General features: G+C 63.3%; 18 protein-coding genes and 1 tRNA gene. 12 read left to right on the top strand and 7 right to left on the bottom strand.

What is annotated here, in order from left to right; genetic code table 11:
* Positions 1 to 457 precede the first annotated feature (457 nt).
* Positions 458 to 530: transfer RNA gene (locus ACFCU0_RS15630), tRNA-Ala, on the bottom strand.
* A gap of 259 nt (positions 531 to 789) precedes the next feature.
* Between ACFCU0_RS15630 and ACFCU0_RS15625 the strand changes: the two genes are divergently transcribed.
* Together ACFCU0_RS15625 and ACFCU0_RS15620 are read left to right on the top strand one after the other, a co-directional pair.
* The gene (locus ACFCU0_RS15625; RefSeq protein WP_434974613.1) at positions 790 to 957 is read left to right on the top strand and encodes a DUF2256 domain-containing protein; all 168 of its coding nucleotides are present in this window, start codon (positions 790 to 792) and stop codon (positions 955 to 957) included.
* 157 nt (positions 958 to 1114) lie between these two features.
* Positions 1115 to 2560: a DASH family cryptochrome gene (locus ACFCU0_RS15620; protein WP_434974612.1), complete on the top strand. Its 1446-nt coding sequence runs from the start codon at positions 1115 to 1117 to the stop codon at positions 2558 to 2560.
* 89 nt (positions 2561 to 2649) lie between these two features.
* Here the strand turns inward: ACFCU0_RS15620 and ACFCU0_RS15615 are convergent, their stop codons facing one another.
* From ACFCU0_RS15615 to recO, 3 genes are all read right to left on the bottom strand, one after another.
* Entirely contained in the window at positions 2650 to 3273 is a 624-nt protein-coding gene (locus ACFCU0_RS15615; RefSeq protein ID WP_434974611.1) for a class I SAM-dependent methyltransferase, read from the bottom strand.
* 233 nt (positions 3274 to 3506) lie between these two features.
* Entirely contained in the window at positions 3507 to 4145 is a 639-nt protein-coding gene (locus ACFCU0_RS15610; RefSeq protein WP_434974610.1) for a LexA family protein, read from the bottom strand.
* Positions 4146 to 4829: 684 nt separating this feature from the next.
* Complete coding sequence (recO, locus tag ACFCU0_RS15605; RefSeq protein WP_434974609.1) at positions 4830 to 5594, bottom strand: DNA repair protein RecO; 765 nt, start codon at positions 5592 to 5594, stop codon at positions 4830 to 4832.
* A 130-nt stretch (positions 5595 to 5724) separates the two neighbouring features.
* Between recO and ACFCU0_RS15600 the strand changes: the two genes are divergently transcribed.
* Positions 5725 to 6198, top strand: coding sequence for a ComEA family DNA-binding protein (locus ACFCU0_RS15600; protein ID WP_434974608.1), 474 nt, complete (start codon positions 5725 to 5727; stop codon positions 6196 to 6198).
* Positions 6199 to 6208: 10 nt separating this feature from the next.
* Here ACFCU0_RS15600 and ACFCU0_RS15595 read toward each other — a convergent pair whose 3' ends face one another.
* Complete coding sequence (locus ACFCU0_RS15595; RefSeq protein ID WP_434974607.1) at positions 6209 to 6499, bottom strand: hypothetical protein; 291 nt, start codon at positions 6497 to 6499, stop codon at positions 6209 to 6211.
* 342 nt (positions 6500 to 6841) lie between these two features.
* Between ACFCU0_RS15595 and ACFCU0_RS15590 the strand changes: the two genes are divergently transcribed.
* Together ACFCU0_RS15590 and rlmD are read left to right on the top strand one after the other, a co-directional pair.
* Entirely contained in the window at positions 6842 to 7537 is a 696-nt protein-coding gene (locus ACFCU0_RS15590) for a response regulator transcription factor (protein WP_434974606.1), read from the top strand.
* Between the two features lie 414 nt (positions 7538 to 7951).
* On the top strand, positions 7952 to 9355 hold the full coding sequence (gene rlmD, locus ACFCU0_RS15585) for a 23S rRNA (uracil(1939)-C(5))-methyltransferase RlmD (RefSeq protein ID WP_434974605.1): 1404 nt from the start codon (positions 7952 to 7954) through the stop codon (positions 9353 to 9355).
* Positions 9356 to 9652: 297 nt separating this feature from the next.
* Here the strand turns inward: rlmD and ACFCU0_RS15580 are convergent, their stop codons facing one another.
* Positions 9653 to 10090: a LysM peptidoglycan-binding domain-containing protein gene (locus ACFCU0_RS15580; protein WP_434974604.1), complete on the bottom strand. Its 438-nt coding sequence runs from the start codon at positions 10088 to 10090 to the stop codon at positions 9653 to 9655.
* Positions 10091 to 10382: 292 nt separating this feature from the next.
* On the opposite strand from ACFCU0_RS15580, the gene ACFCU0_RS15575 reads away from it, so the two are divergent.
* From ACFCU0_RS15575 to ACFCU0_RS15560, 4 genes are all read left to right on the top strand, one after another.
* A complete protein-coding gene (locus tag ACFCU0_RS15575; RefSeq protein ID WP_434974603.1) occupies positions 10383 to 11459 on the top strand; it encodes an NAD-dependent epimerase/dehydratase family protein in 1077 nt (358 codons plus the stop codon).
* A 132-nt stretch (positions 11460 to 11591) separates the two neighbouring features.
* Positions 11592 to 12275 (top strand): hypothetical protein, encoded by a 684-nt coding sequence (locus tag ACFCU0_RS15570; protein ID WP_434974602.1) that lies wholly within the window; start codon positions 11592 to 11594, stop codon positions 12273 to 12275.
* A 326-nt stretch (positions 12276 to 12601) separates the two neighbouring features.
* Complete coding sequence (locus ACFCU0_RS15565; RefSeq protein ID WP_434974601.1) at positions 12602 to 16330, top strand: multifunctional oxoglutarate decarboxylase/oxoglutarate dehydrogenase thiamine pyrophosphate-binding subunit/dihydrolipoyllysine-residue succinyltransferase subunit; 3729 nt, start codon at positions 12602 to 12604, stop codon at positions 16328 to 16330.
* 389 nt (positions 16331 to 16719) lie between these two features.
* The gene (locus tag ACFCU0_RS15560; RefSeq protein ID WP_434974614.1) at positions 16720 to 16857 is read left to right on the top strand and encodes a hypothetical protein; all 138 of its coding nucleotides are present in this window, start codon (positions 16720 to 16722) and stop codon (positions 16855 to 16857) included.
* A 233-nt stretch (positions 16858 to 17090) separates the two neighbouring features.
* Here the strand turns inward: ACFCU0_RS15560 and ACFCU0_RS15555 are convergent, their stop codons facing one another.
* Entirely contained in the window at positions 17091 to 17558 is a 468-nt protein-coding gene (locus ACFCU0_RS15555) for a hypothetical protein (protein ID WP_434974600.1), read from the bottom strand.
* Between the two features lie 206 nt (positions 17559 to 17764).
* Here ACFCU0_RS15555 and rdgB point away from each other — a divergent pair, with 206 nt between their 5' ends.
* The 3 genes from rdgB (at position 17765) to ACFCU0_RS15540 (ending at position 20798) form a co-directional block, all read left to right on the top strand.
* Complete coding sequence (rdgB, locus tag ACFCU0_RS15550; protein WP_434974599.1) at positions 17765 to 18355, top strand: RdgB/HAM1 family non-canonical purine NTP pyrophosphatase; 591 nt, start codon at positions 17765 to 17767, stop codon at positions 18353 to 18355.
* A gap of 161 nt (positions 18356 to 18516) precedes the next feature.
* Positions 18517 to 18957: a D-aminoacyl-tRNA deacylase gene (gene dtd / locus ACFCU0_RS15545; protein ID WP_434974598.1), complete on the top strand. Its 441-nt coding sequence runs from the start codon at positions 18517 to 18519 to the stop codon at positions 18955 to 18957.
* 170 nt (positions 18958 to 19127) lie between these two features.
* Positions 19128 to 20798 carry an amidohydrolase gene (locus ACFCU0_RS15540; protein WP_434974597.1) on the top strand — a complete coding sequence of 557 codons (1671 nt, stop codon included), beginning with the start codon at positions 19128 to 19130 and terminating at the stop codon, positions 20796 to 20798.
* The last annotated feature ends 230 nt before the right edge of the window (positions 20799 to 21028 follow it).

Here is a 21028-nt window from a genome sequence, read left to right as displayed (position 1 = left end):
ATGCAGGAGCCATTAGGGAGTCAGAAGGAAGAAAGCAACGTGCGTGTACATAGACCGCAACATAAATGCCGGGCGATACTTCCTCCAACGAAGGTTAAGAAGATCGAAGCATATCCGAGTGTGGTTTGAGTCATAGGCTGAGTATCGCACGCTAATCTTCAGACTCGGGGTTCTTCTGTGGCTTTCCCACAGTTCAGCTAGCATATCCATAACTTCGCGGGGAACTCCCCGATAGCTTCCACAAAGGGACTCCCCAGGTTCGCTGCGTTCTCCTTTTCTAGCGCTGCAACCTTCCGAAAGATACCAGCCCGCATGGCCGGTTTCACGAGATCAATACGGGACAGAAATCGGCATTTCACCGCGAGACCTTACTATCTCATCCAATCTACAGAGCTAGGTAAACGCAGAAAACCCCGCCAGAAACGCCGTTTCGGGCGTTCTCGTGGGGTTTTTTGTGTGGAGCTAAGGAGATTCGAACTCCTGACCTCTGCAGTGCGATTGCAGCGCTCTACCAACTGAGCTATAGCCCCATCTGGATCATCTCCGCGGTAGGCGGAGCGTCATCATAAGTCGCTTGGGCAAACGCTGCCTCTTTTCCCCTGTTCCGTTGCGCGTCCAGGCAGGCCACCCGGCCGCCGTGAGAAATCCATGAACCAATACCCGGCGGCGATAGCACGTTTCGACCGCGTGCGGGACTTGACGAGCCGGTAAGATCCTCGCTCGACCAGGCACCTCGCATCACGACCGTCGTTGCGCTCCATACCTGTCATAACGACCGCCTCGCGCACGATGAGCCACCAAAAAGGCAACCTCCCGACAAAGACCTGTCCCGTCTGCAACCGCGAGTTCGAGTGGCGAAAAAAGTGGGAGGACGACTGGGAGAACGTGAAATACTGCTCTCAGCGCTGCCGCCGCAACAAAAACCGAGACGATATTCCGTGGGCGAAAAACGACTAGCGTTGTCGGTTGAAGGTGCTTAGGTGTGTACGTATTCGAGGACAACCCATGCAGCCAACCCGGCAGGGGGCGCTTTCAAGAACGTACTTACGTACAAACATACAGACGTACGACAGCCCACTCATCTCCCATCCCTTACACCCGAAACCTCGCCGCTATGTCCACCGCCATCGTCTGGCACCGTAACGACCTTCGCATCCGCGACCACGAGGCGCTTTCGTACGCGGAGGAGCGTCACGACGTTGTGATCCCGGTCTACTGCTTCGACCCGCGCCAGTTTGCCACGACGATGTTCGATCTCCCGAAGACGGGGCCGATCCGGGCGCGCTTCCTGCGTGAGAGCGTCGCCGACCTGCGGGCGTCCCTGCAGGACCTCGGCGCGGACCTGGTGGTGCGCCACGCCAAGCCGGAGGACGTGCTGCCGGAACTGATCCGCGCCACGGGGGCCACGGACGTTTACATGTTCGAGGAGGTCGGGACCGAAGAAAAGGAGGTCGAAACGGCCGTCGAGAACGCTGTGGCCGACACGGACGCGCGTCCGGCGTACTTCTGGGGAAAAACGCTGTATCACCTCGACGACGCGCCGTTTGATGCCCCGAACGACGTACCGGACGTCTTCACGCCGTTCCGAAAGAAACTGCAAAAGCAGTCGCAGGTCCGCCCCACCATCGCTGCGCCCTCCCAGCTTGCGCCGCTTCCGGATGCCGTGGACCCCGGGACGATTCCGTCGAACGACGACCTCGGCGTGGAGGGCAATCCGGCCGTCGACGACCGCGGCGTGCTGCCGTTTGAGGGCGGCGAGACGCAGGGACTCGACCGCGTCCAACAATACATCTGGCGCGACGACCACCTCAAAGAGTACAAAGCCACGCGCAACGGACTGCTGGGCGAGGACTACTCGTCCAAGTTCAGCCCCTGGCTCGCGCACGGCTGCATCACGCCCCGGCAGATCTACGAGGAGGTCCAGCGCTACGAGGACCGGCGCGTCAGCAACAAGTCGACCTATTGGATGATCTTCGAGCTTATCTGGCGCGACTTCTTCACCTACGTCACCTGGAAAGCCGGCCCGAAACTGTTCTACCCCGGTGGGCTCAATGACAACGACATCGACTGGTCCTACCACGACGAGTCGTTTGAGAAGTGGGCGACGGGCACGACGGGCATTCCGTTCATCGACGCCAACATGCGGGAGCTGAACACGACCGGCTTCATGTCGAACCGCGGCCGACAGAACGTCGCCAGCATGCTGTCGCAAAGCCTGAAGCTGGACTGGCGGATGGGCGCGGCCTACTTCGAGTCCAAGCTGGTCGACTACGACGTGGCCAGCAACTGGGGCAACTGGGCGTACAACTCGCGCGTCGGCAACGACCCGCGATCGCGCTACTTCAACATCGTGAAGCAGGCCCAGCGCTACGACGCAGACGGCGACTACGTCCGCCACTGGCTGCCGGAACTGTCGGATGTCCCGGACGAATACGTCCACGAACCTCATACCATGAGCCCCGAAGAGCAGGAAGCGTACAGCTGCATCCTCGGCGCCGACTACCCCGAGCCATACGTCGACCTGAAGAAAACGTACGACCGCATCCAGAGCGAACGGTAGGGATTATCAATTGTCGATTGTCGATTGTCGATTGTCGAATGGGGGCAGAAGGCTTGGTTCGCTGCCATTCTCAATCCGCAATCCGCAATCTATTCCCCGACCCGTCCGCCGGCAACGAAGAAGTCGTCCTGTCTCCAGGCGCAGTCGACGTCGCGGAAGCCGGCGCGCTCCATCGCTTTGAGCTGCGCAAAGAGCGGGAGCGTGCCGACGTGATCGCCGACGAAGCAGTGCCCGCCGGGAGCCAGTCGGTCGGCGATGCTACGAAAGAGAAGGTCATAGCGAGATTCCGCCTCCGCCCGCTCGATGTCATGTCCGACGATAGCATGGAGAGCAAGCGAGGCAACGACCACGTCGTAGGGACCGCCGGGGATCGGCTCGCCGTCGGCCTCGATGGACGCCTGAAGCGGCTCGGCATCGAGCGTGAGCGCGTCCGCCTTTTCTCGCGCGATCGAGAGCAGGTCCGGGTCCTCGTCTACGAGCGTGATGTGGACCTCCGGGTAGGCGCTGAGAACGGTTACCGCGCCATTGCCCGTGCCGCAGGCGAGATCGCAGACCCCCGTCCCCGGCGGGAGCGGGGGAAGCGCGTCGCGTAGCTCCTCGAGCATCGGTAGCGCGAGGGGCATCCGTCGCTCCAGGTGCAGGTCGTACCAGCGGCCGTCGCGCCAGAACCCACCATTCCGGCGCACATTGGCCGTCCAGTTCGAAAGAGACATAGAGGATGTCTGGGAGGAGTCGTAAGGGGAAAGAGGCAGAACGCGACCGTACCGTGCGGGCGTGCAGCGCGTTCGACTGACCCCCGTCTGTGCGCTCGTCCAAGCACCGAGCGTCGGGTCAGAAACCTACGGAATCCTTTCCTGACGAAACGTTCCCGACCCGATCTCCGGACCCGGCATGCGCGCCTGCCCTATCTCCAATCCGAAATCCGCAATTCCCGATCGACACTCCGTCACGCCGCCGAGCGCCGCTTGAAGATCCCGCGCTCGTTGACATGGCCAACGTAGCGCCCGAGGATCGTCACTTCTTCGAAGACGTCCGGATGGATGTGGATGTCGTCGTACTCCGGATTACAGGGCTCCAGCCGGAGACCATTCTTGTCGTGGAAGACGCGCTTGAGCGAGGTTTCGCCATTATAGAGCACGGCCCCGATGCCCCCTTCCGGTATGTCGTCGTCGATCAGCAGCACGTAATCCCCATCGCGGATGTCGGCCCCCTGCATGGACTGGCCCGCGACCCGAATCGCAAAGAGACGGTCGATGTTGGGAAAGATCATGTCGAGCGTGATGGTACCCAGGTCGGCTTCGACGGCCTCCTGGAGCGTCCCGGCGGAGATGATCCCGCGAACGGGAATGCCGGTCTCCTCATCGTCCCCCCGGTGCTTCGGCGCCAGCTGATAGCCCTGACTGTCACGGACCAGATGCTTCTTCCGATGCAGCGCCTTCAGATTCTGCGTGACACTGTTCGGCGAGCGGTACCCGAAATGGTCGATGATCTCCCGGTACGTCGGCCACACTTCATGCTCCTGCGTGTGGTCGATCAGATACTGGAGGAACTCGTGCTGCTTGGCGGTGAGCTTTTTCCGACCCATAGGTTGGCAGCGTGATCTGTCGCGCGACTCGGCGAGCGGGAAAACCGGCAATGCATGCCGACGGTGCGCCGGACCACGAAAAAACGGACACCAGAAAATCAGCCTCTCTCGGCGTTGCGGCCCGAAACATATGTTCCACACAGTAAGAGTAGCCACACCGCCGGAAAAGGTCAAGCGGGGAGGACCTGTAGGGAAGAAGGGAAGAAGGGGAGAAGGGCGAACGTGTGAATGTGGGACGCGCTCCGGGGCCTGGAGTGGACGGCCCGGGATGACGCGAGCAGGGGTTCGCGTTTTATGATCCCCGACCGCGATGCCGAACCAACCAAACCCTCACGCCGGGAACGACGCCACCCGCCGTCTAGAGCCCGGAGCGCCTCCCGCATGACGCGGCACGCACACGGCAAACAGGGAAATACAAAAGCCGAAAGAGTTCAAACGGGCACGCTCTCAATAACGGCAATTCCCACCGCCTCAGCACCCCACCCTGCACTCAGTACTCAGCACTCAGCACTCAGCACTCAGTACTCAGTACTCAGCACGCTCAACCAACACTCAGTACTCAGAACCAACACCCAGCACCCACTACGCCCCCCATCACAACCCAACGCATCAACGACCCAACGCATCAACGATCCAACGCATCAACGATCCAACGCATCAACGATCCAACGAACAAACCCGTCCCTACCCCTGCCCCTTCATCTGCGAAATCACATCCCGGCTTCGCGTCGGGTACGCGGACTCGAAGTGAAATTGCATGTACTCCGCCACGAGCTGGTGCACCCGAGCCCGGGTCTGGCGGTCGAGGTCCATGCGGAGGATCACGTCCACATCCGCGCGGGCCAGGATGGCAAACGCCCGGAGCGCAGCCCGCGACGCCTTCCGCGCGTGACTCGGCCGGGCCGTCCGGGGATACACCCCCCCATTCGCGAGGGATAGGATCCCGCCCTCGTCGGTGACGGCCTCGACATTGTCGCGGTCGATGGCCGGGGCCACCCCCAGCACGCGCGCCACCCGAAGCTGGACAAACGGCCAGAGGTTGTCGATCCGCTCCTCGGCGCGGTCGAGCGCATCCATGGCGCTCAGGGTCAGCCGGAAGACGGCCGGCTGCGGGTCCTCCTCCTCCATCAGCGCGTCCACAAGCTCGACGATGCGCAGGCCGATGGTGATCTTGTCGAGCCGCCGGTTCAGGTCGTGAAACGCGCGGACATGGCTGCTCTCGCTCAACATCTGCAGCGTACGCGTGGGCTTGTAGTAGTACACGACCTGCGTGAATGCCATCGGCTGCAGCGTCGAGCCGAACGAACTCTTCGTCCGGCGCGCGCCTTTCGCCATCACGCTCAGCTTCCCCTGCTCGCGGGTGAACAGCGTCACGATCCGGCTGGTCTCGCTGTAGTCCATCCCCCGCAGCACGATTGCCTGCGTCCGAATGATGTCGCGCTGGGCCATGGGTGGCAACTAGCTGGATGGGAAAACCGGACGTCGGTGTTATGCGGTCGCGCCTCGATGTGTCTACAGAATAGTACGAGACCGCACACTTCGCGATCAATAGGCCGCCTCCATCCGACCTCCCGCCCCGATGCACTGGCTCCACCTCCTGCAGCAGCGGCTGGCCATCACGCGCCGCGAGGCGCTGGCGATTCTTTCCGTGCTCGCCCTCTTCTTCGCCGGTCTACTCGCGGAGTACGTCCAGAAACGGAACGTCCCGCCCGTCGATCGCAGCCTGCTTCTCACCGACTCGCTCGACCTGTCGGACACGCTCCACGTCTCCGACACGACCCAGCCACCCGTCGCACAGGCCGACGCAGCCGGAGCGCCATCACCGACGCCTGCCGCGGGGAAAGATCCGTTTGGCCGGGCTGTCAACCTGAACACGGCGTCCTCTACCCAGCTGGAAGAGCTGCCGGGCATCGGGTCGTCCCTCGCCGACCGGATCATCCGGCACCGCGAGCGGCGACCCTTCACGAGCGTCGAACAGCTTACCAGCGTCCGGGGCATCGGACCGAAAACGCTGGACGCCGTCCGCCCCCTCGTTCGCGTCGGCGAACCGTGACGCCGTAACCCTACGACGTGCGCTCCGAGGCGGCAGACGGGTCGTCCTCCGGCGCCTCCGAACCAATGTCGGAAAAGGCCTCGTCCGACGGATCCTGTGCCTCCTTCTCGGCCTGCTCGGCGCGAACCTTCTCGATGTGCTCGGCGATCTGATCGGGCGTCCACTTCTCGGCGACCTTCTCCTCCCGATCCAGAAACCGCCAAACAGGCACCAGCAGCGCGGCGGCCAGCACGCTAAACCCGATGAGGGTAGCGAGGATGATCGGAAGATATTGCGGGTCGAAAAGAAGACTGCCGTCCATGGGTCGCGCGGGCAAGCCGGCGTCTCGGAAAGGTCGGGCGGGATCGGGATTGCTGTGCTCGGATAAACGACAACCCGAAGCTTCCGTTCGGCAGCACACCACGCAAACGCACCAGTCAGAGCGAATCCACGCTGAATTGGCGGTCGCCCATCCGTCGGTGCCCACCCCATTCCACATCTGGCATGGATCCTCGTAAGACCGTCCCGGTTTCGACATCTTTCGAACCGACCGGTCTGCATCTACCGAATCTGTTTGCTACCTTGATCGTCGTCTGCCGGCGCGTCTCTGATCGCCGGGACGGGTGCGACGCGCACTAACTTTCCACATGCCGCTTCTTCCTCAATGGAAACCACCAACGCACGAATTTTGATCGTCGAAGACGACCCAGAAGTGGGCACGGGTCTCGAAGACTTCTTTTCGATCAAAGGGTATGACGTGACGCGCGCGACCGACGGTGCGGAAGCGATGCAGCAGATCACGACGCTCCCGCCGTACGATGTGGTCCTCCTCGACGTCATGCTCCCGGAAAAGGACGGCTTCGACGTCCTCCGTGAAGCCCGCAAGGCCGGCGTCGACTCCCCCGTCATTATGCTCACCGTGAAGGGGCAGGACAAACACAAACTCCGGGGCTTCGACCTGGGAGCGGACGACTACGTCACCAAACCCTTCAACGCCGAAGAACTCGCCGCCCGGGTGCGCGCCGTCCTCGAACGGAGCCGCTCCTCGGAGGTCGACGACGACGCCTACACGTTCGGCGACGTCAAAGTCGACTTCGACACCCACACCGCCGTCAAAAACGGGGAAGAGGTCGAGTTCACATCGCTCGAATTCGACATCCTGGAGTACTTCATCAACCACCGGGGCCGCACCGTCAGCCGAAAACAGCTGCTCCGCGACGTCTGGGGCATCAGCGGAGACATCACCACCCGCACCATCGACCGCCACGTCGCCTCGCTCCGCAAAAAGATCGAACCGGATCCGAACGAGCCGCAGTTCATCGAAACGGTCTACGGCATCGGCTACAAATTTTCGGCATAACCAGTGCTCTGCACCGTGGAGACGCGTCTCGTCGCGGCTCCACCCCGCATGCACCCTGCGAAGCACACCGACCAACGGAGCTCCGACCCCGGCGGCTCCGTTTTTTTGTTGGAAAACCGGGGACACGTACGCCGCTCGGCCACTCCCGACCGGTGTGCCGGCGCAGCCGGGCACGCGGGGCGCGTCCATCGCTCCGACTCTCCCCGATCCGCATCCCCTCAGCCCCCACAGCCCGGTCTACCCACGATATTACGCGTCGCAGATCGTGCGTCGTGGGTTGTGGGTTGGATGGACGCGGAACGCTTCCGGTCCCGCCTGCTCTCACTCCGGACGGCCTCCGTGGAACCGGAGGTGACGGGCCACCGTGGAGCCCTGTCCGCCAAATGTTCTACTTCCCTTCCCGCACCGCCTCCCATGGCAACCGTCAAACGCGGCCAGCACATCGAGCTGGAGATCGAAAAGTTCGCCGACAAAGGCAAATCCCTGGCCCGCGTCGACGGCTACGTCGTCTTCGTCCACGGCGCCGTCCCGGGCGATCGCGTGAAGGCCTACGTTTTCAAGAAGAAAAAAAGCTACGCGGAGGCCAAGATCGACGAGGTCCTGGAACCGAGCGAACTCCGCACGGAGCCGCGCTGCCGCTACGCCGACGAGTGCGGCGGCTGCAAGTGGCAGCACGTGGAGTACGAGGCACAGCTGGAAGCCAAGCGACAAAGCGTCGAGGAAACGTTCGCCCATCACAGCGACTTCTCCGGCATCGACGTGCCACCCGTCATCGGGTGCGACACGCCGTACAACTACCGCAACAAGATGGACTTCGACTTCAGCGCAGACCGGTGGCTGACCTCGGCGGAAATCGACTCCGGAAAGGACTTCGACACCGACTTCGCGGTCGGCCTGCACGTCCCCGGCAACTTCTTCAAGGTGCTCGACCTGCAGGAATGCCACCTTCCGGCGCACATCACGCCGAAGCTCGTCAACGGCATCCGCGACTTCGTGAAGGACCGCGGCTGGGAAGCGTGGGACATCCGCAACCACACCGGCTTCCTGCGCCACCTCGTCATTCGCACGGGAGAGCACACCGGCGATGTCATGGTCAACCTCGTCACCAACGGTTACGACGAGGAGCGCATGGAGGCGATGGCGGCGTTCCTGCAGAACGAATTCCCCGAAGTGTCGACCTTCGTTCACACCAACCACCGGGGCAAGTCGCAGAACCCGCAGGGCCGCGAACGGACCATCTTCGGATCCGGCGTCATCTACGACGTGATCGGCGGATTCCGCTTCGCCATCAGCCCGAGCGCGTTCTTCCAGACGAACACAAGCCAGGCGGAAACGCTGTACGAGGTCGCGCGCGACTTCGCCGACCTGAAGCCGACCGACCGCGTCTACGACCTCTACTGCGGTGCCGGCACGATCTCCATCTTCCTGGCTCGCCGCGTCGACAAGGTCATCGGCGTCGAAATGGTCGAGGCAGCGATCGACAACGCCCACACGAACGCGGCAATGAACAACGTCCACAACTGCACCTTCCGCAGCGGCGACCTGAAGGACGTCTTCACCCCCACGTTCATCGCCGAGCACGGCCGCCCGGATGTCCTGCTGGTCGATCCGCCCCGCGCCGGGATGCATAAAAAGGTCGTCCAGCAGATCGCCGACCTGCACCCCGAGCGATTCGTCTACGTCAGCTGCAATCCGCAGACCCAGGCCCGCGACCTCGACCGGCTCAAAGATCACTACCGCATCGACCGCGTCCAACCCGTCGACATGTTTCCCCACACCCCGCACATCGAAAACGTCGTCCGCTGCACCCGGAGGTGAGGGGGACCGGGGGAATGTGGGAAGGGGAGAAAGGGAGGATAGGGGAAAGGGAGAATGGGGGAAGGATCGGTGAGGTTTGGGGATCTGAACCGCTTGCCTACACACCTCAATACCTAAAGAACCTGTTTGGTGGATGGACGCGACGCCGAGACATAGTGGTCGAAGCCTCCACGTAGCGCTCAAACGAGCCCTGTAGTGAAGCTACCGGGCGAGTGCCGTAGCTTCGTGGAGCGAGATCCGGGAAGTCGCAGGCCGCAGACAGTCCGCCAAACGGGTTCTCACACTTTCACACCTATATCAAGGGAGTCGGATCGTTTGGCCGGGCTTGACCTCGCCGGATGCGTCGAGCAGGAAGTCGTTGGCCTGCCGAATCTGAATGGCGTTGCCGGCGTCGCCGTAGGTTTCCTCGGAGATGCTTGCCAGCGTTTCTCCCGCCTGCACCGTCCGGAATGCCGGCTCGGCCTTGGTGTCCGCGTCCCGGACCATGAGCGCATCGTCGTTCACCTGCGTGATCCCCTTCACGTTACCGGCGAGCAGGATCGCGGTCTCGCGCACCTCTTCGGAGACGGCCTCCCCGAACACGGTAACCTCTGTGCCCCCGTCCATCACCACAAGGTCCTTCACCTGCCCGGGAACGACGTCCTCGATCCGCTTCTGGATCGCACGAGCACTCTCGATCGTGGTCTCGGCATCCAGCGGGACGCCGGTGTCACGAGTAAAGTCGAAGGTGGCCATGAGCAAAAACGGTGATTAACAAGGGCCGATGACGCATCACGTACGGGCTCTGCGATCAGATGTGTCCCGAGGAAACGGGGTGAGGTGTGAGGGCTGTCGCGTGAGGGCTGTGGCGTGAGGACTGTGGCGTGAGGACTGTGGCGTTTCACCCACCCATTCGCCCTTCGCAATTCGCACTTCGCCCTTCGCAATTCGACATTCGCAATTCGACATTCGCAATTCCCTCCGAACCTTCCCCGACGCGACGCTTACGCCAACCGGCCACATGTCCTGACGAATCCAAGCTCGTTCCGTGACCACTTACGCCCAGTACGAAGCGATGACCGCCGCCGACGATGCGGCGACGAACGGTGAGACCGTGTTCGTCACCGGCGGCACCGGATTCGTGGGGAGTCATGTCGTGCAAGAACTTCTCCGCCGCGGGGCCGCGGAGGTCCGGTGCCTCGTCCGCTCGGAGCCGAAGTGGCTGGAAGAGATTCACGCGACTGCACCGGACCGGGTGAGCTACGTCGAGGGCGAGCTCTCCAACATCGAGATGCTCTGGGACGCGCTGGACGGCGTCGATCGCGTGTACCACGTCGGCGGCCGGACGCGAGCCCGCACCTACGAGGCGCTGCAGCAGGCCAACGTCACGTCGACGATGAATCTGCTCGGTGCCGTCAAGCACGCCGCCCCAGACGTGAACAGCGTGCTGGTGACGAGCAGCCTGGCTGCCGTCGGTCGGTGCGACGCTGCGGAAGCTACGGAGGACATGCCGCTTCAGCCCGTGAGCCGCTACGGACGCAGCAAGGCGGAGATGGAGGCGTCGATCCGCAATCCGCACCAGATGACGGAGTCGTACGCCGATGCCCTGCCCATCACCGTGGTCCGCCCGCCGGCCGTATACGGTCCGCGTGACCGGGACATCCTGCAGTTCTTCCAGGCCGTCCAGCGACACATCTGCCCGGTCGCCGGTCCGGCATCGGAGCCGGCGGTGAGCCTCGTCCACGTCCGGGACCTGGCCCGGGGGATGGTGGCGTGCGCCGAGTCGGACGCGACCGTAGGCGAAACCTACTTCATCGGGAGCGAGCACGCCTACTCGTGGAACGACGTGAAAGACGCCGCCACCGCCGCCCTCGACACGTGGGCGATCACGCTACCAGTACCCACCCCGCTCGTCGGTCTCGTGGGAGCAGCGTCGGAATTCGCCGGGCGTCTGACGGGCAACTACCCCGCGCTCAACCGGGAGAAAGCGAAGGAAATCCGGCACGCCTGCACCATCTGTTCCAGCGAGAAGGCGCGCGAGGCGTTCGGCTACCATCCCGTAATCGACCTGAACGAGGGCGTCGCCGACACGATCGACTGGTACCGCGCCCAGGGATGGATGTAAAATCCGGCCACGGAGATGGGAGCGGTCCGCCGGTCGGGACGACCGGATCGGACGGGATATTGAATGTGACGACCGGTGGCCGCGTCGCGGCTCAATGAGTGCCATCTCCCGCTCCTTTGGTCCCTCTACACCATGTCCCGCTGTCTCCCAAACGCCGTCGCTCCCACACTCGCCATTCTCCTCGGACTTCTCGCCACGACCGGATGTCTCGGTCATGCGCCAATGAGCGAGACCGTAATGTTTCGGGACGCGTCGACGACGCCCCGGCACACGTCCGCGGCCGGCATCGGACTCACGACGACATCGGCCGCCCACCTGCCGTCGCCGCCCGCCGGAACGGGAGACACGCGCTACCTGAGGGCGTCGGATGCTGATCTTCCCCGAATCGGAACCTACATCGCGCTCTACGACTCGGAAGGTGCGTTCGCCATGTCCGCCACGGGCGGCGTCTTGGTCGCGGGCATCGACGCAACGCTTCGCCTCACCCCGAGCGTGTACGCCACCGGAGCCTTCGGGCCGGGCGAGGAGTCGGCGACGGCGCAAGTTTATCTACAGCACCGCGTGCTGAACGGCTCGTCCGGTGGGGCGGCCGTCGCCGTGGGCTACCGGCGCGAGGAGGTCAAGACGTGGGCCGACGAAGGCGGACTCTTCGCAACGGTCGCGATGCCGCTCGACATTGTCGGACTGCGAACGCACGGCCTCCTCCGTCTCACCGACAAGAACAACATCGGGCTACGGGTGGGCGTGTTCGGCGGCGTCACGAGGGAGACGCGCGACGCCGTCGTCACGGTCTCATTCACCGCCGGCGGGTTCTGATGCCCCTCTCGGACCCTGCCCCCTCACGCCCCTCACCTCAAACCCCTCCTCCTTGGACGTGACCTCCCCGTTCGCCTCGGCCGTCCTTCAAGTTTGGCGCTCCCTTCATAGCACGCGTCAGCGTGGGCAGCGTCGTGCGCCAGGGGCGTCCCCGGATGGCGTTCGTTTTCCCGTCCCCACCCTGCGCCCATCCTTCATCTCTTGAATTCCAGGTTCGGTCGAACCGGAATGCAACGAGCCCGAATCCTTGCCCGCCATGCCTCGTAACGCATGGGTGCTGAAGCGGTCGTGATTGTTCCCTTTTTACGCCAAACCCCCGTTCCACTGTGAGCTCCCTCGGTTTCAACACGGGCTATATTGAAGAGCTGTACAAGCAATACCAAGAGGATCCCAGCAGCGTAAGCGAAAGCTGGCGGGACTTCTTTGCCGATTACCACCCGGACGAGTCCTTCGTCGCGGCCACGCCTTCGACGGAGACCCCGAGCGAGACCCCAAGCAAGGGAGACGGGGAGCCCTCTACAGCCCCGCCCGCTCCGGACCAGAGCACCGCTCCCGCTGAGGCCAAGCAGCCGACCGGCGACGGCGCCCCGGTGACGCCCGCCTCCGCCCCCGCTGTGCAGGAAGACAAGGTGGAAGTCCAGGCGCTTCGCGGTCCGGCGGCGAAGATCGTCGAGAACATGGAGGACAGCCTCGGCGTGCCGACGGCGACCTCCGTGCGCCGCATGCCGGTGAAGCTCCTCCTTGAAAACCGGAAGCTGCTGAACGACTACCAACGGCAGGTCGGCGGGGAAAAGGTCTCCTTCACACACATCATCGCCTACGCGGTCGTGCAGGCGCTAAAAGAACAGCCGTCGCTCTACAGCACCTTCTCCCGTGACGAGGAGGGAACGCCGCAGCACGTGATGCCGAAGCAGATCAACTTCGGCCTGGCCATCGACATCGAGCGGCGCGGTAAGCGCACGCTGATGGTGCCGAACATCAAAGACGCGGGGTCGATGAACTTCGCGCAGTTCCTCGGCACCTACAACGACCTGATCAGCCGAACGCGAAACGGCAACCTCAAGATCTCGGACTTCGAGGGCACGACCGCGACCCTCACGAACCCGGGCATGATCGGGACGTCGATGAGCGTCGCGCGCCTTATGCCAGGGCAGGGCGTAATCGTCGGGGCCGGCGCGATCGGCTACCCGCCGGAGTACCGCGGCTACGCCGACAGCGTGGTAAGCAAGGCGGGCATCTCGCCAGTCATGACGCTCACGTCCACGTACGACCACCGCGTCATCCAGGGCGCGGAAAGCGGTGCGTTCCTCAACTACATCGAGGAGCAGCTAATGGGGCAGCACGACTTCTACAACCAGCTCTTCTCCGATCTGGGCGTGCCGTACCAGCCGTTCCGCATGCTCAGCGACTCGACGCCGCAACTCGGCCAGGTCGGACAGAATAACGAGCTGGACATGACGGAGAAGCAGGCGTCCGTCCTGCAGCTCATCCGGGCTTACCGCGTCCGCGGCCACCTGCAGGCAGACACCAACCCGCTCGGCTACGAATGGCAGTACCACACGGAGCTGGACCCCGCCACCTACGGGCTCACCGTGTGGGACCTCGACCGCGAGTTCATCACCGGGGGTCTCGGCGGCGAAGAGCGGCTTCCCCTCCGAGAAATCCTGAAGGTCCTCCGCGAGGCCTACACCCGCAAGATCGGGACGGCCTTCATGCACCTGTCGGATCCGGAAGAGAAGGGGTGGATCCAGAACCGCATCGAGCCGCAGAACGATCAGCCGACGCTCTCCAAAGAAGAGCGGCTTCGCATCATGCAGAAGCTGAACGCGGCGGAGTCGTTCGAACGGTTCCTGCACACGAAGTACATCGGACACAAACGCTTCTCACTGGAAGGCGGAGAGACGATGATCCCGATCGTCGACACCATCCTCTCCGATGCCGCCAACCAGGGCCTCGAGGAAGTCGTGATGGGGATGGCCCACCGGGGCCGCCTGAACGTGCTCGCCAACATCATCGGCAAGCCGTACGAGCAGATCTTCTCCGAGTTTGAGGGAAGCATCGACCCGAACACGACGCAGGGCTCCGGCGACGTAAAGTACCACCTGGGCAACGAGGGCACGTTCACGTCGATGGACGGGGAGAAGATCGACGTTACCCTCGCCTCCAACCCGAGCCACCTCGAAGCCGTCAACCCGACGGTCGAAGGCATGGTGCGGGCGAAGCAGAACCTGATGCGCGGCGACCACCCGTCCACGACCGACGGCGAGTACTACGACAAGGTCTTCCCGCTGCTCGTCCACGGCGACGCAGCCTTTCCGGGTCAGGGCGTAGTCGCGGAAACGCTCAACCTGAGCCAGCTCCGCGGCTACAAAACGGGCGGCACCGTCCACCTGGTCATCAACAACCAGATCGGCTTTACGACCGTACCGGAGGACGCCCGTTCGTCCACCTACGCCACGGACCTTGCGCGGGCGATCGAGGCGCCCATTTTCCACGTCAACGGCGACGACCCGGAAGCCTGCGTGCGCATCGCGCGCCTTGCCTTCGAATACCGGCAGCGCTTCAACAAGGACGTCGTCATCGACATGATGTGCTACCGCGTCCACGGACATAACGAGGGCGACGAGCCGACCTTCACGCAGCCGCTCCTCTACGAGAAGATCGAGGCGAAGCGCTCGCCCCGGAAGCTGTACACTGAGCTCCTGCTGCGTCGCGGCGAGCTCGAGCCGGACGAAGCCGAGCAGATGCTCGATGACTACCGGGATCGCCTGCAGGAAGCCTTCGACCGCACGAAAGACCTGGAGGAGAAGGACGCAGAAACAACGATCGAGCGTAAGGCCCGCCGCAAGGCCGATGCCCGCCTCCCCGAAGTCGATACGCGGGCGAAACGCGAGCACCTGGAGCGCGTCGTCGAGTCGCTGACCAACCTGCCGGACGACTTCAACGTCCACCCCAAGCTGAAGCGACAGTTTGCGAAGCGAGACGACCTCTTCTACGAGCAGGAACGCATCGACTGGGCGTTCTCGGAGATCCTCGCCTTTGGCTCCCTGCTACAGGAGGGCACCAAGATTCGCCTCACCGGACAGGACTCGCGCCGCGCAACCTTCAGCCAGCGCCACGCGGTGCTGATCGATCAGGAAACCGGGGACGAGTACACGCCGGTCAACAACCTGTCGCCTGATCAGGCGCCGCTGCTCATCTACGACAGCCTGCTGTCGGAGTACGCGGTCCTCGGGTTCGAATACGGCTACTCGGTTGCCGACCCGTCCGCTCTCGTCATGTGGGAGGCGCAGTTCGGCGACTTCGCCAACGGCGCCCAGATCATCTGGGACCAGTTCATCAGCGCCGCCGAGGAGAAGTGGGGCCAGACCTCCAGCCTCGTCGCGCTGCTGCCGCACGGCTTCGAGGGTCAGGGGCCGGAGCACTCGTCCGCCCGCCTCGAGCGCTTCCTCCAGCTCTGCGCCGAGCAGAACATGGTCGTCGCCAACTTCTCGACACCGGCGAACTACTTCCACGCCCTGCGTCGACAGGTCAAGCGCGACGTCAAGAAGCCGCTCATCGTTATGACGCCGAAGAGCCTGCTGCGTCACCCAATGTGCGTATCGACGCCGGATGAACTGACCGACGGCGGCGTTCAGGAAGTCATCCCGGCCGAAACCGATCCGTCAACGACGGAGCGCCATCTCATCTGCAGCGGGAAAGTCTACTACGACCTCGTCAAGGAGCTCGAGAACCACGATGAGCTGCAGGACAAGGTGGCCATCACGCGGGTCGAGCAGTTCTACCCGTTCCCGGAAGAGGATCTCTGCGAACAGCTGGAGCGCTACCAGAGCGCCGAGACCTTCTGGGTTCAGGAGGAGCCGCAGAACATGGGTGCCTGGTCGTTCCTCCGCTGGCGCCTCGACGAGCTCCTGGCCGACATCCACGGCACGTGCGAAGAGCAGGTGCACTACGTCGGACGCCCGGCCAGCGCCAGCCCGGCCACCGGCTCGGCGAAGGTCCACAATCACGAGCAGGAGAAAGTCGTGATGGCGGCTCTCGGCCTCGACGAGTAACCATCACACCCAACATTCGGGTGGACGTAGCGCCCGTTCTGGCCGTATGCCGGAGCGGGCGTTTCTACGTTGGTCGCCCTCACCGCCCACGTCGCCGATTTCACGGTCTGTTCCTCTGCCTCCCTTGCGAAACCAGCCCGGCACATCGTTCTTGCCACATGCTTGCAGGCCGCCGGACGCCGGTACCCGCATCGGCAGAAACATGCTTGTTGCGGTCGTGTTATAATCTGTCCGCAAACCCGCTACGCCTCCTGTGATCGCAGGAGGCGACCCGAGCGAATCCGTCACTCGAACAATACCTTTTCCAGAGGGGATTTATTTTGGCTGTTGGTGTTAAAGTACGAGGAAACGAATCGATCGACCGCGCGCTCAAGCGCTTTCGTCGCCAGGTGAACCGCAGCCGCGTGCTGCGCGAATACCGGCAGAACATGGCATACATGAAGCCATCGGAGGAGAAGCGGCTTCGTGCCAAAAAGTCTCGCCGGCGTCGCCACCGCAACCGCGGCAAGAACCGCAAGCGGAAGTAAACCGGCCGTCCGCGCCGCCCCCTCGGGCCGCGCGATCCAGACGACTTGCTTGATCGCGATCTGCAGCGGTCCCATCCCCGGGATCGCTGTTTTCGCGTATCTACACCGGACGTTTCCCGCTCGAATGAGAAAGGACGCCTCCCCCGCGGAGACGTCCTTTCTCGTTTTTATGCCTCATTTTAGAAAGGCATCATGGGTCAGACTACCCGATCCTACAGGGACGTAGACCTACGTTACGCGGGAACCGCATCGGCGGAGGCGCCACGGTACCGGGGACGCAGGCGCTCGATCCAGACGGTGCCCACCACAACCGGTACGCCCCAGAGCAGCAGGCCCGTGAGTCCAATCCCCCACCCGATCGAGAGGCCCATCTGGCTCGTGATCCAGGGCGAGACGTACCGGAACAAATGCGAGTTCGTCGCCATGACGAGGCCCACCACGGACCAGAGCATGTTGTACATGTGCCACTCCAGCGGCTCCGAGAAGGCATGGCGCCGGATCATGATGTAGAGGCCCACCGACAGCTGGGTCGTACCCCAGAGAGCGAAGACGTGAAAGATGCCGTAGTGCATCCCGGCGATCTCGACGAACGAGAGGATATCGGCGGAAATGAAGAAAGACGACAGGCACAGGCTGTACATCGACACACTGTAGAGCCACCCAAACCCGACGGTGCAGACGTGTCCCTTTCGTCGTGACACAGGTCGCCAGACCGGCAATCAGTGCGGCGACACCGGACACGGTGTGAAAGATCAACATAGCTGGACGAAGATCCTCAAGGATGGTGTGGCAGGAAAACCCGAACGGTGTCTGCGCTGTTACGAACCGTCTTGACCGCGGGCTGTGGCGTCCATAGGTTTCCAGTAACCACCGCTCCATCGTGCCCCGTTCAGTCCGACGCCGCCTCATGGCCTTTCGCCTTCTCCTTGCGACGCGCAATCCCGGCAAAGTCGAAGAGATCCGGGCGCTGCTATCCGACCTCGACGTGGAGATTCTGCCGGCCGACGCACTCGACGCGCCCCTCGACGTCGTGGAGGACGCCCCCTCGCTGCGGGGAAACGCCGAGAAAAAAGCACGGGCCTACGCAACAGCCATCAACCTTCCCGCTCTCGCCGACGACACCGGCCTTGAGGTGGATGCCCTGAACGGAGCGCCTGGCGTCCACACCGCCCGGTACGCCGGGCCCGACGCCACCGCTGCTGACAATACGGCCAAGATGTTGGGCGAGTTGAACGAGGTGGACGATCGGTCGGCCCGCTTTCGTACAGTCGCCTGCCTCGTCGATGGATCAGGAACCGCCCGCTACTTCGAAGGCGTGTGCGAGGGACGCATCGCCCGCGCCCCGCGCGGCACCCAGGGCTTCGGCTACGACCCCATCTTCATCCCGGAGCACCACGACCAGACGTTCGCCGAAATGAACGCCGACGCCAAGAACGCGATCAGCCACAGAAAAAAAGCCATGCAGGCCGTCCGGCAATACCTGTCAAGAACGCTTTAGACGGGCGAATTGCGAATGTCGAATTGCGAATGTCGAATGGCGAGTTACGAATGCCGATTGTCGAGGGTCGAAGAAACGCCGTTCGTCTGGGCAGTCGGAGATGCCTCGTCTAAGCCCCCATTCTCCCTCTCTCCCTCTCTCCCTTTCTCCCTTTCCCCAAAATGGTAGCTTTAGTCCAGCGCGTGAGCAACGCCTCCGTCCTCGTCGACGGCGAAACGACCGGTGCCATCGACGACGGCCTTCTCGTCCTTCTCGGCGTCCGTGAGGGCGACACAGAGGCGGAGTGCGAGTGGCTCGTCAACAAGGTGGCCAACCTGCGCGTCTTTCCGGACGATGACGGCCGCATGGACAAGTCCGTGCTCGACATCGGCGGCGATGTGCTCGTCGTTCCCCAGTTCACACTCTACGGCGACGTTTCCGGCGGCCACCGCCCGTCGTTTACGAACGCCGCCGCCCCGGGACCGGCCGAAGAGCTCTACCGCGACTTCGTCGACCGCCTGAGCAAGTCGCTCGGTCGAGACGTTCCCACAGGAGTCTTCGGCGCCATGATGGACGTGCACCTGACCAACGACGGACCCGTCACCCTCTGGATCGAAAAATAGTTCGAGGGCGAAGTTCGAAGCACGAAATGCGAAGTAGTGCGGATTAGGAATTGAGAATTAGGGATTCCGGAGCATGGAATCGCCCTGGAGTTACCCCTTTCCCCCCTTTCCCCCTTTCACACTTTCCCCCTCTCGCCCTCTCCCCCGTTCCCATCCCCACACCCCACATCATGCGTTTGATCGCCTCTCTTCTCTTCCTGGCCGGCACGCTCGTGCTGGCGCCACCCTCCGACGCCCAGCCCGCGGCCGACTACGTCGTGCACAATGCCACCGTCTACACGGTGAACGCCGATCAGCCCCGGGCCGAAGCGTTCGCCGTGCGGGACGACCGGCTCGTCATGGTTGGCACGGAAGCGACCATTCTGGACGCCTACCCGGATGCGGACCGTGTGGACGCCGGCGGGCAAACCATCGTGCCCGGCCTCATTGACGCGCACGTGCACCTGATGGGGCTGGGCCGAAGCCTGCTACAGACCAACCTCATCGGCGCCCCATCGAAGGACGCGGTGATCGATTCCCTGAAGACGTTTGCCGCCGACCTCCCGGAGGGGGCGTGGCTTCAGGGACGCGGATGGGACCAGAACGACTGGCCGTCCACCGGCTTCCCGACGCGACAGGATCTCGACGCAGCCTTCCCCGACCGGCCCATCTACCTCGAACGTATTGACGGCCATGCGGGATGGGTAAATACGGCAGCCATCGAGCAAACCGTCGGAATGCAGACGCTGCAGGGCATGGACGATCCGGCGGGAGGCAGCATCCGACGCGATGACGACGGCGCGCCAACCGGAATCCTCATCGACGCCGCGGCAGGCATCATCACGAGCCAGATACCGGAGTACTCGGACGAGCGACTTGACGACGCCCTCCGCCGGGCGCTGGATCAGACCGCACGGCACGGCCTCACGAGCGTCCACGACGCCGGCGTCACGCGCTCCGACGTGGAGCGGTACCAGCGCTTCATCGAAGAGGGTCGCTTCCCCGTGCGCATGTACGCGATGATCGGCGGGCGGGGCGACACGTTCGATTCCTTCTGTCGCGAAGGAACCATCGCCACCGGCGACCGCCTCCGCGTGCAGTCCGTCAAGCTGTACGTGGACGGTGCCCTCGGCAGCCGGGGGGCCGCGCTGCTCGATGACTACAGCGACGACACGGGCAATCGCGGACTGCTCATGAAGCAACCCGACGTGCTACGGCAAGACGTCATGGACGCCGTTCGGTGCGGATTCCAGGTCAACATCCACGCCATCGGCGACCGCGCCAACCGCGTCACGCTCGATGCCTTCGAGGCCGCGTTCGACTCCCTCGGCACGGGCATCGGACGCCATCGCGTCGAACACGCCCAAATCCTGCACCCGGACGACCTTTCCCGCTTCGCCGGTCTGGACGTGATTGCCTCCATGCAGCCGACCCACGCCACCAGCGACATGCCCTGGGCCAGAGCCCGCCTCGGCGAGGAGCGACTAGACGGCGCCTACGCATGGCAGTCTCTCCAGGAAAGCGGCGCGCACCTCGCGTTCGGATCCGATTTTCCTGTTGAAGACGTCGACCCGATCGAGGGCTTCCACGCAGCCGTGACCCGCCAGGATGCCGAAAACCTGCCGGAAGGAGGCTGGCTACCTCAGGAAACCGTGTCCCGTGAATCCGCGCTTCACGCGTTCACCCTCGGCGCCGCGTACGCGGCCTTTCAAGAGCAGGAGACCGGCTCGCTGGAAGCCGGCAAGAAAGCCGACTTCGTGATGCTCTCCCAGGACATCATGCAGGTTCCGGACGAACGTCTCCTTGACACGCGCGTCATCGCCACCTACATCGACGGCAAACTCGTGTATGAGGCGGAGTAGGGGCAATTCGTTCGTCGGGGGCGGTTTGTGGTGGGTTGGATTTTCGGCGGGTGAAAAGCTCAGGGCGGTGCCGTCAAGAGACATGCTTCAACCCGACGCGCCGCACGTCTGCTGGGCCTGGCTGGTTGATCGGAATCCAATCCAGCATCCCCTATTCTCAATCCACAATTCCCAGCGCGCCCTTACGCGGCCGTCGCATTACGTCGGAGAAATCGCGCAACCCGCCGCCG

The sequence above is a fragment of the Longibacter sp. genome (genome assembly GCF_051155795.1).
Taxonomy (GTDB): Bacteria; Bacteroidota; Rhodothermia; order Rhodothermales; family Salinibacteraceae; genus Longibacter.
The sequence above is the reverse complement of the archived record's forward strand: the minus strand, read 5'-3'. Positions and strand labels throughout refer to the sequence as shown.

What these genes read in the sequence shown, in the direction of transcription:
- ACFCU0_RS15570 (WP_434974602.1), top strand. Translation starts at nt 11,592, where the DNA reads ATGTCCCGCTGTCTCCCAAACGCCGTCGCTCCCACACTCGCCATTCTC.
- rlmD (WP_434974605.1), top strand. Translation starts at nt 7,952, where the DNA reads ATGGCAACCGTCAAACGCGGCCAGCACATCGAGCTGGAGATCGAAAAG.
- ACFCU0_RS15600 (WP_434974608.1), top strand. Translation starts at nt 5,725, where the DNA reads ATGCACTGGCTCCACCTCCTGCAGCAGCGGCTGGCCATCACGCGCCGC.
- ACFCU0_RS15580 (WP_434974604.1), bottom strand. Translation starts at nt 10,090, where the DNA reads ATGGCCACCTTCGACTTTACTCGTGACACCGGCGTCCCGCTGGATGCC.
- ACFCU0_RS15540 (WP_434974597.1), top strand. Translation starts at nt 19,128, where the DNA reads ATGCGTTTGATCGCCTCTCTTCTCTTCCTGGCCGGCACGCTCGTGCTG.
- ACFCU0_RS15610 (WP_434974610.1), bottom strand. Translation starts at nt 4,145, where the DNA reads ATGGGTCGGAAAAAGCTCACCGCCAAGCAGCACGAGTTCCTCCAGTAT.
- recO (WP_434974609.1), bottom strand. Translation starts at nt 5,594, where the DNA reads ATGGCCCAGCGCGACATCATTCGGACGCAGGCAATCGTGCTGCGGGGG.
- ACFCU0_RS15595 (WP_434974607.1), bottom strand. Translation starts at nt 6,499, where the DNA reads ATGGACGGCAGTCTTCTTTTCGACCCGCAATATCTTCCGATCATCCTC.
- ACFCU0_RS15625 (WP_434974613.1), top strand. Translation starts at nt 790, where the DNA reads ATGAGCCACCAAAAAGGCAACCTCCCGACAAAGACCTGTCCCGTCTGC.
- rdgB (WP_434974599.1), top strand. Translation starts at nt 17,765, where the DNA reads ATGGCCTTTCGCCTTCTCCTTGCGACGCGCAATCCCGGCAAAGTCGAA.
- dtd (WP_434974598.1), top strand. Translation starts at nt 18,517, where the DNA reads ATGGTAGCTTTAGTCCAGCGCGTGAGCAACGCCTCCGTCCTCGTCGAC.
- ACFCU0_RS15615 (WP_434974611.1), bottom strand. Translation starts at nt 3,273, where the DNA reads ATGTCTCTTTCGAACTGGACGGCCAATGTGCGCCGGAATGGTGGGTTC.
- ACFCU0_RS15590 (WP_434974606.1), top strand. Translation starts at nt 6,842, where the DNA reads ATGGAAACCACCAACGCACGAATTTTGATCGTCGAAGACGACCCAGAA.
- ACFCU0_RS15620 (WP_434974612.1), top strand. Translation starts at nt 1,115, where the DNA reads ATGTCCACCGCCATCGTCTGGCACCGTAACGACCTTCGCATCCGCGAC.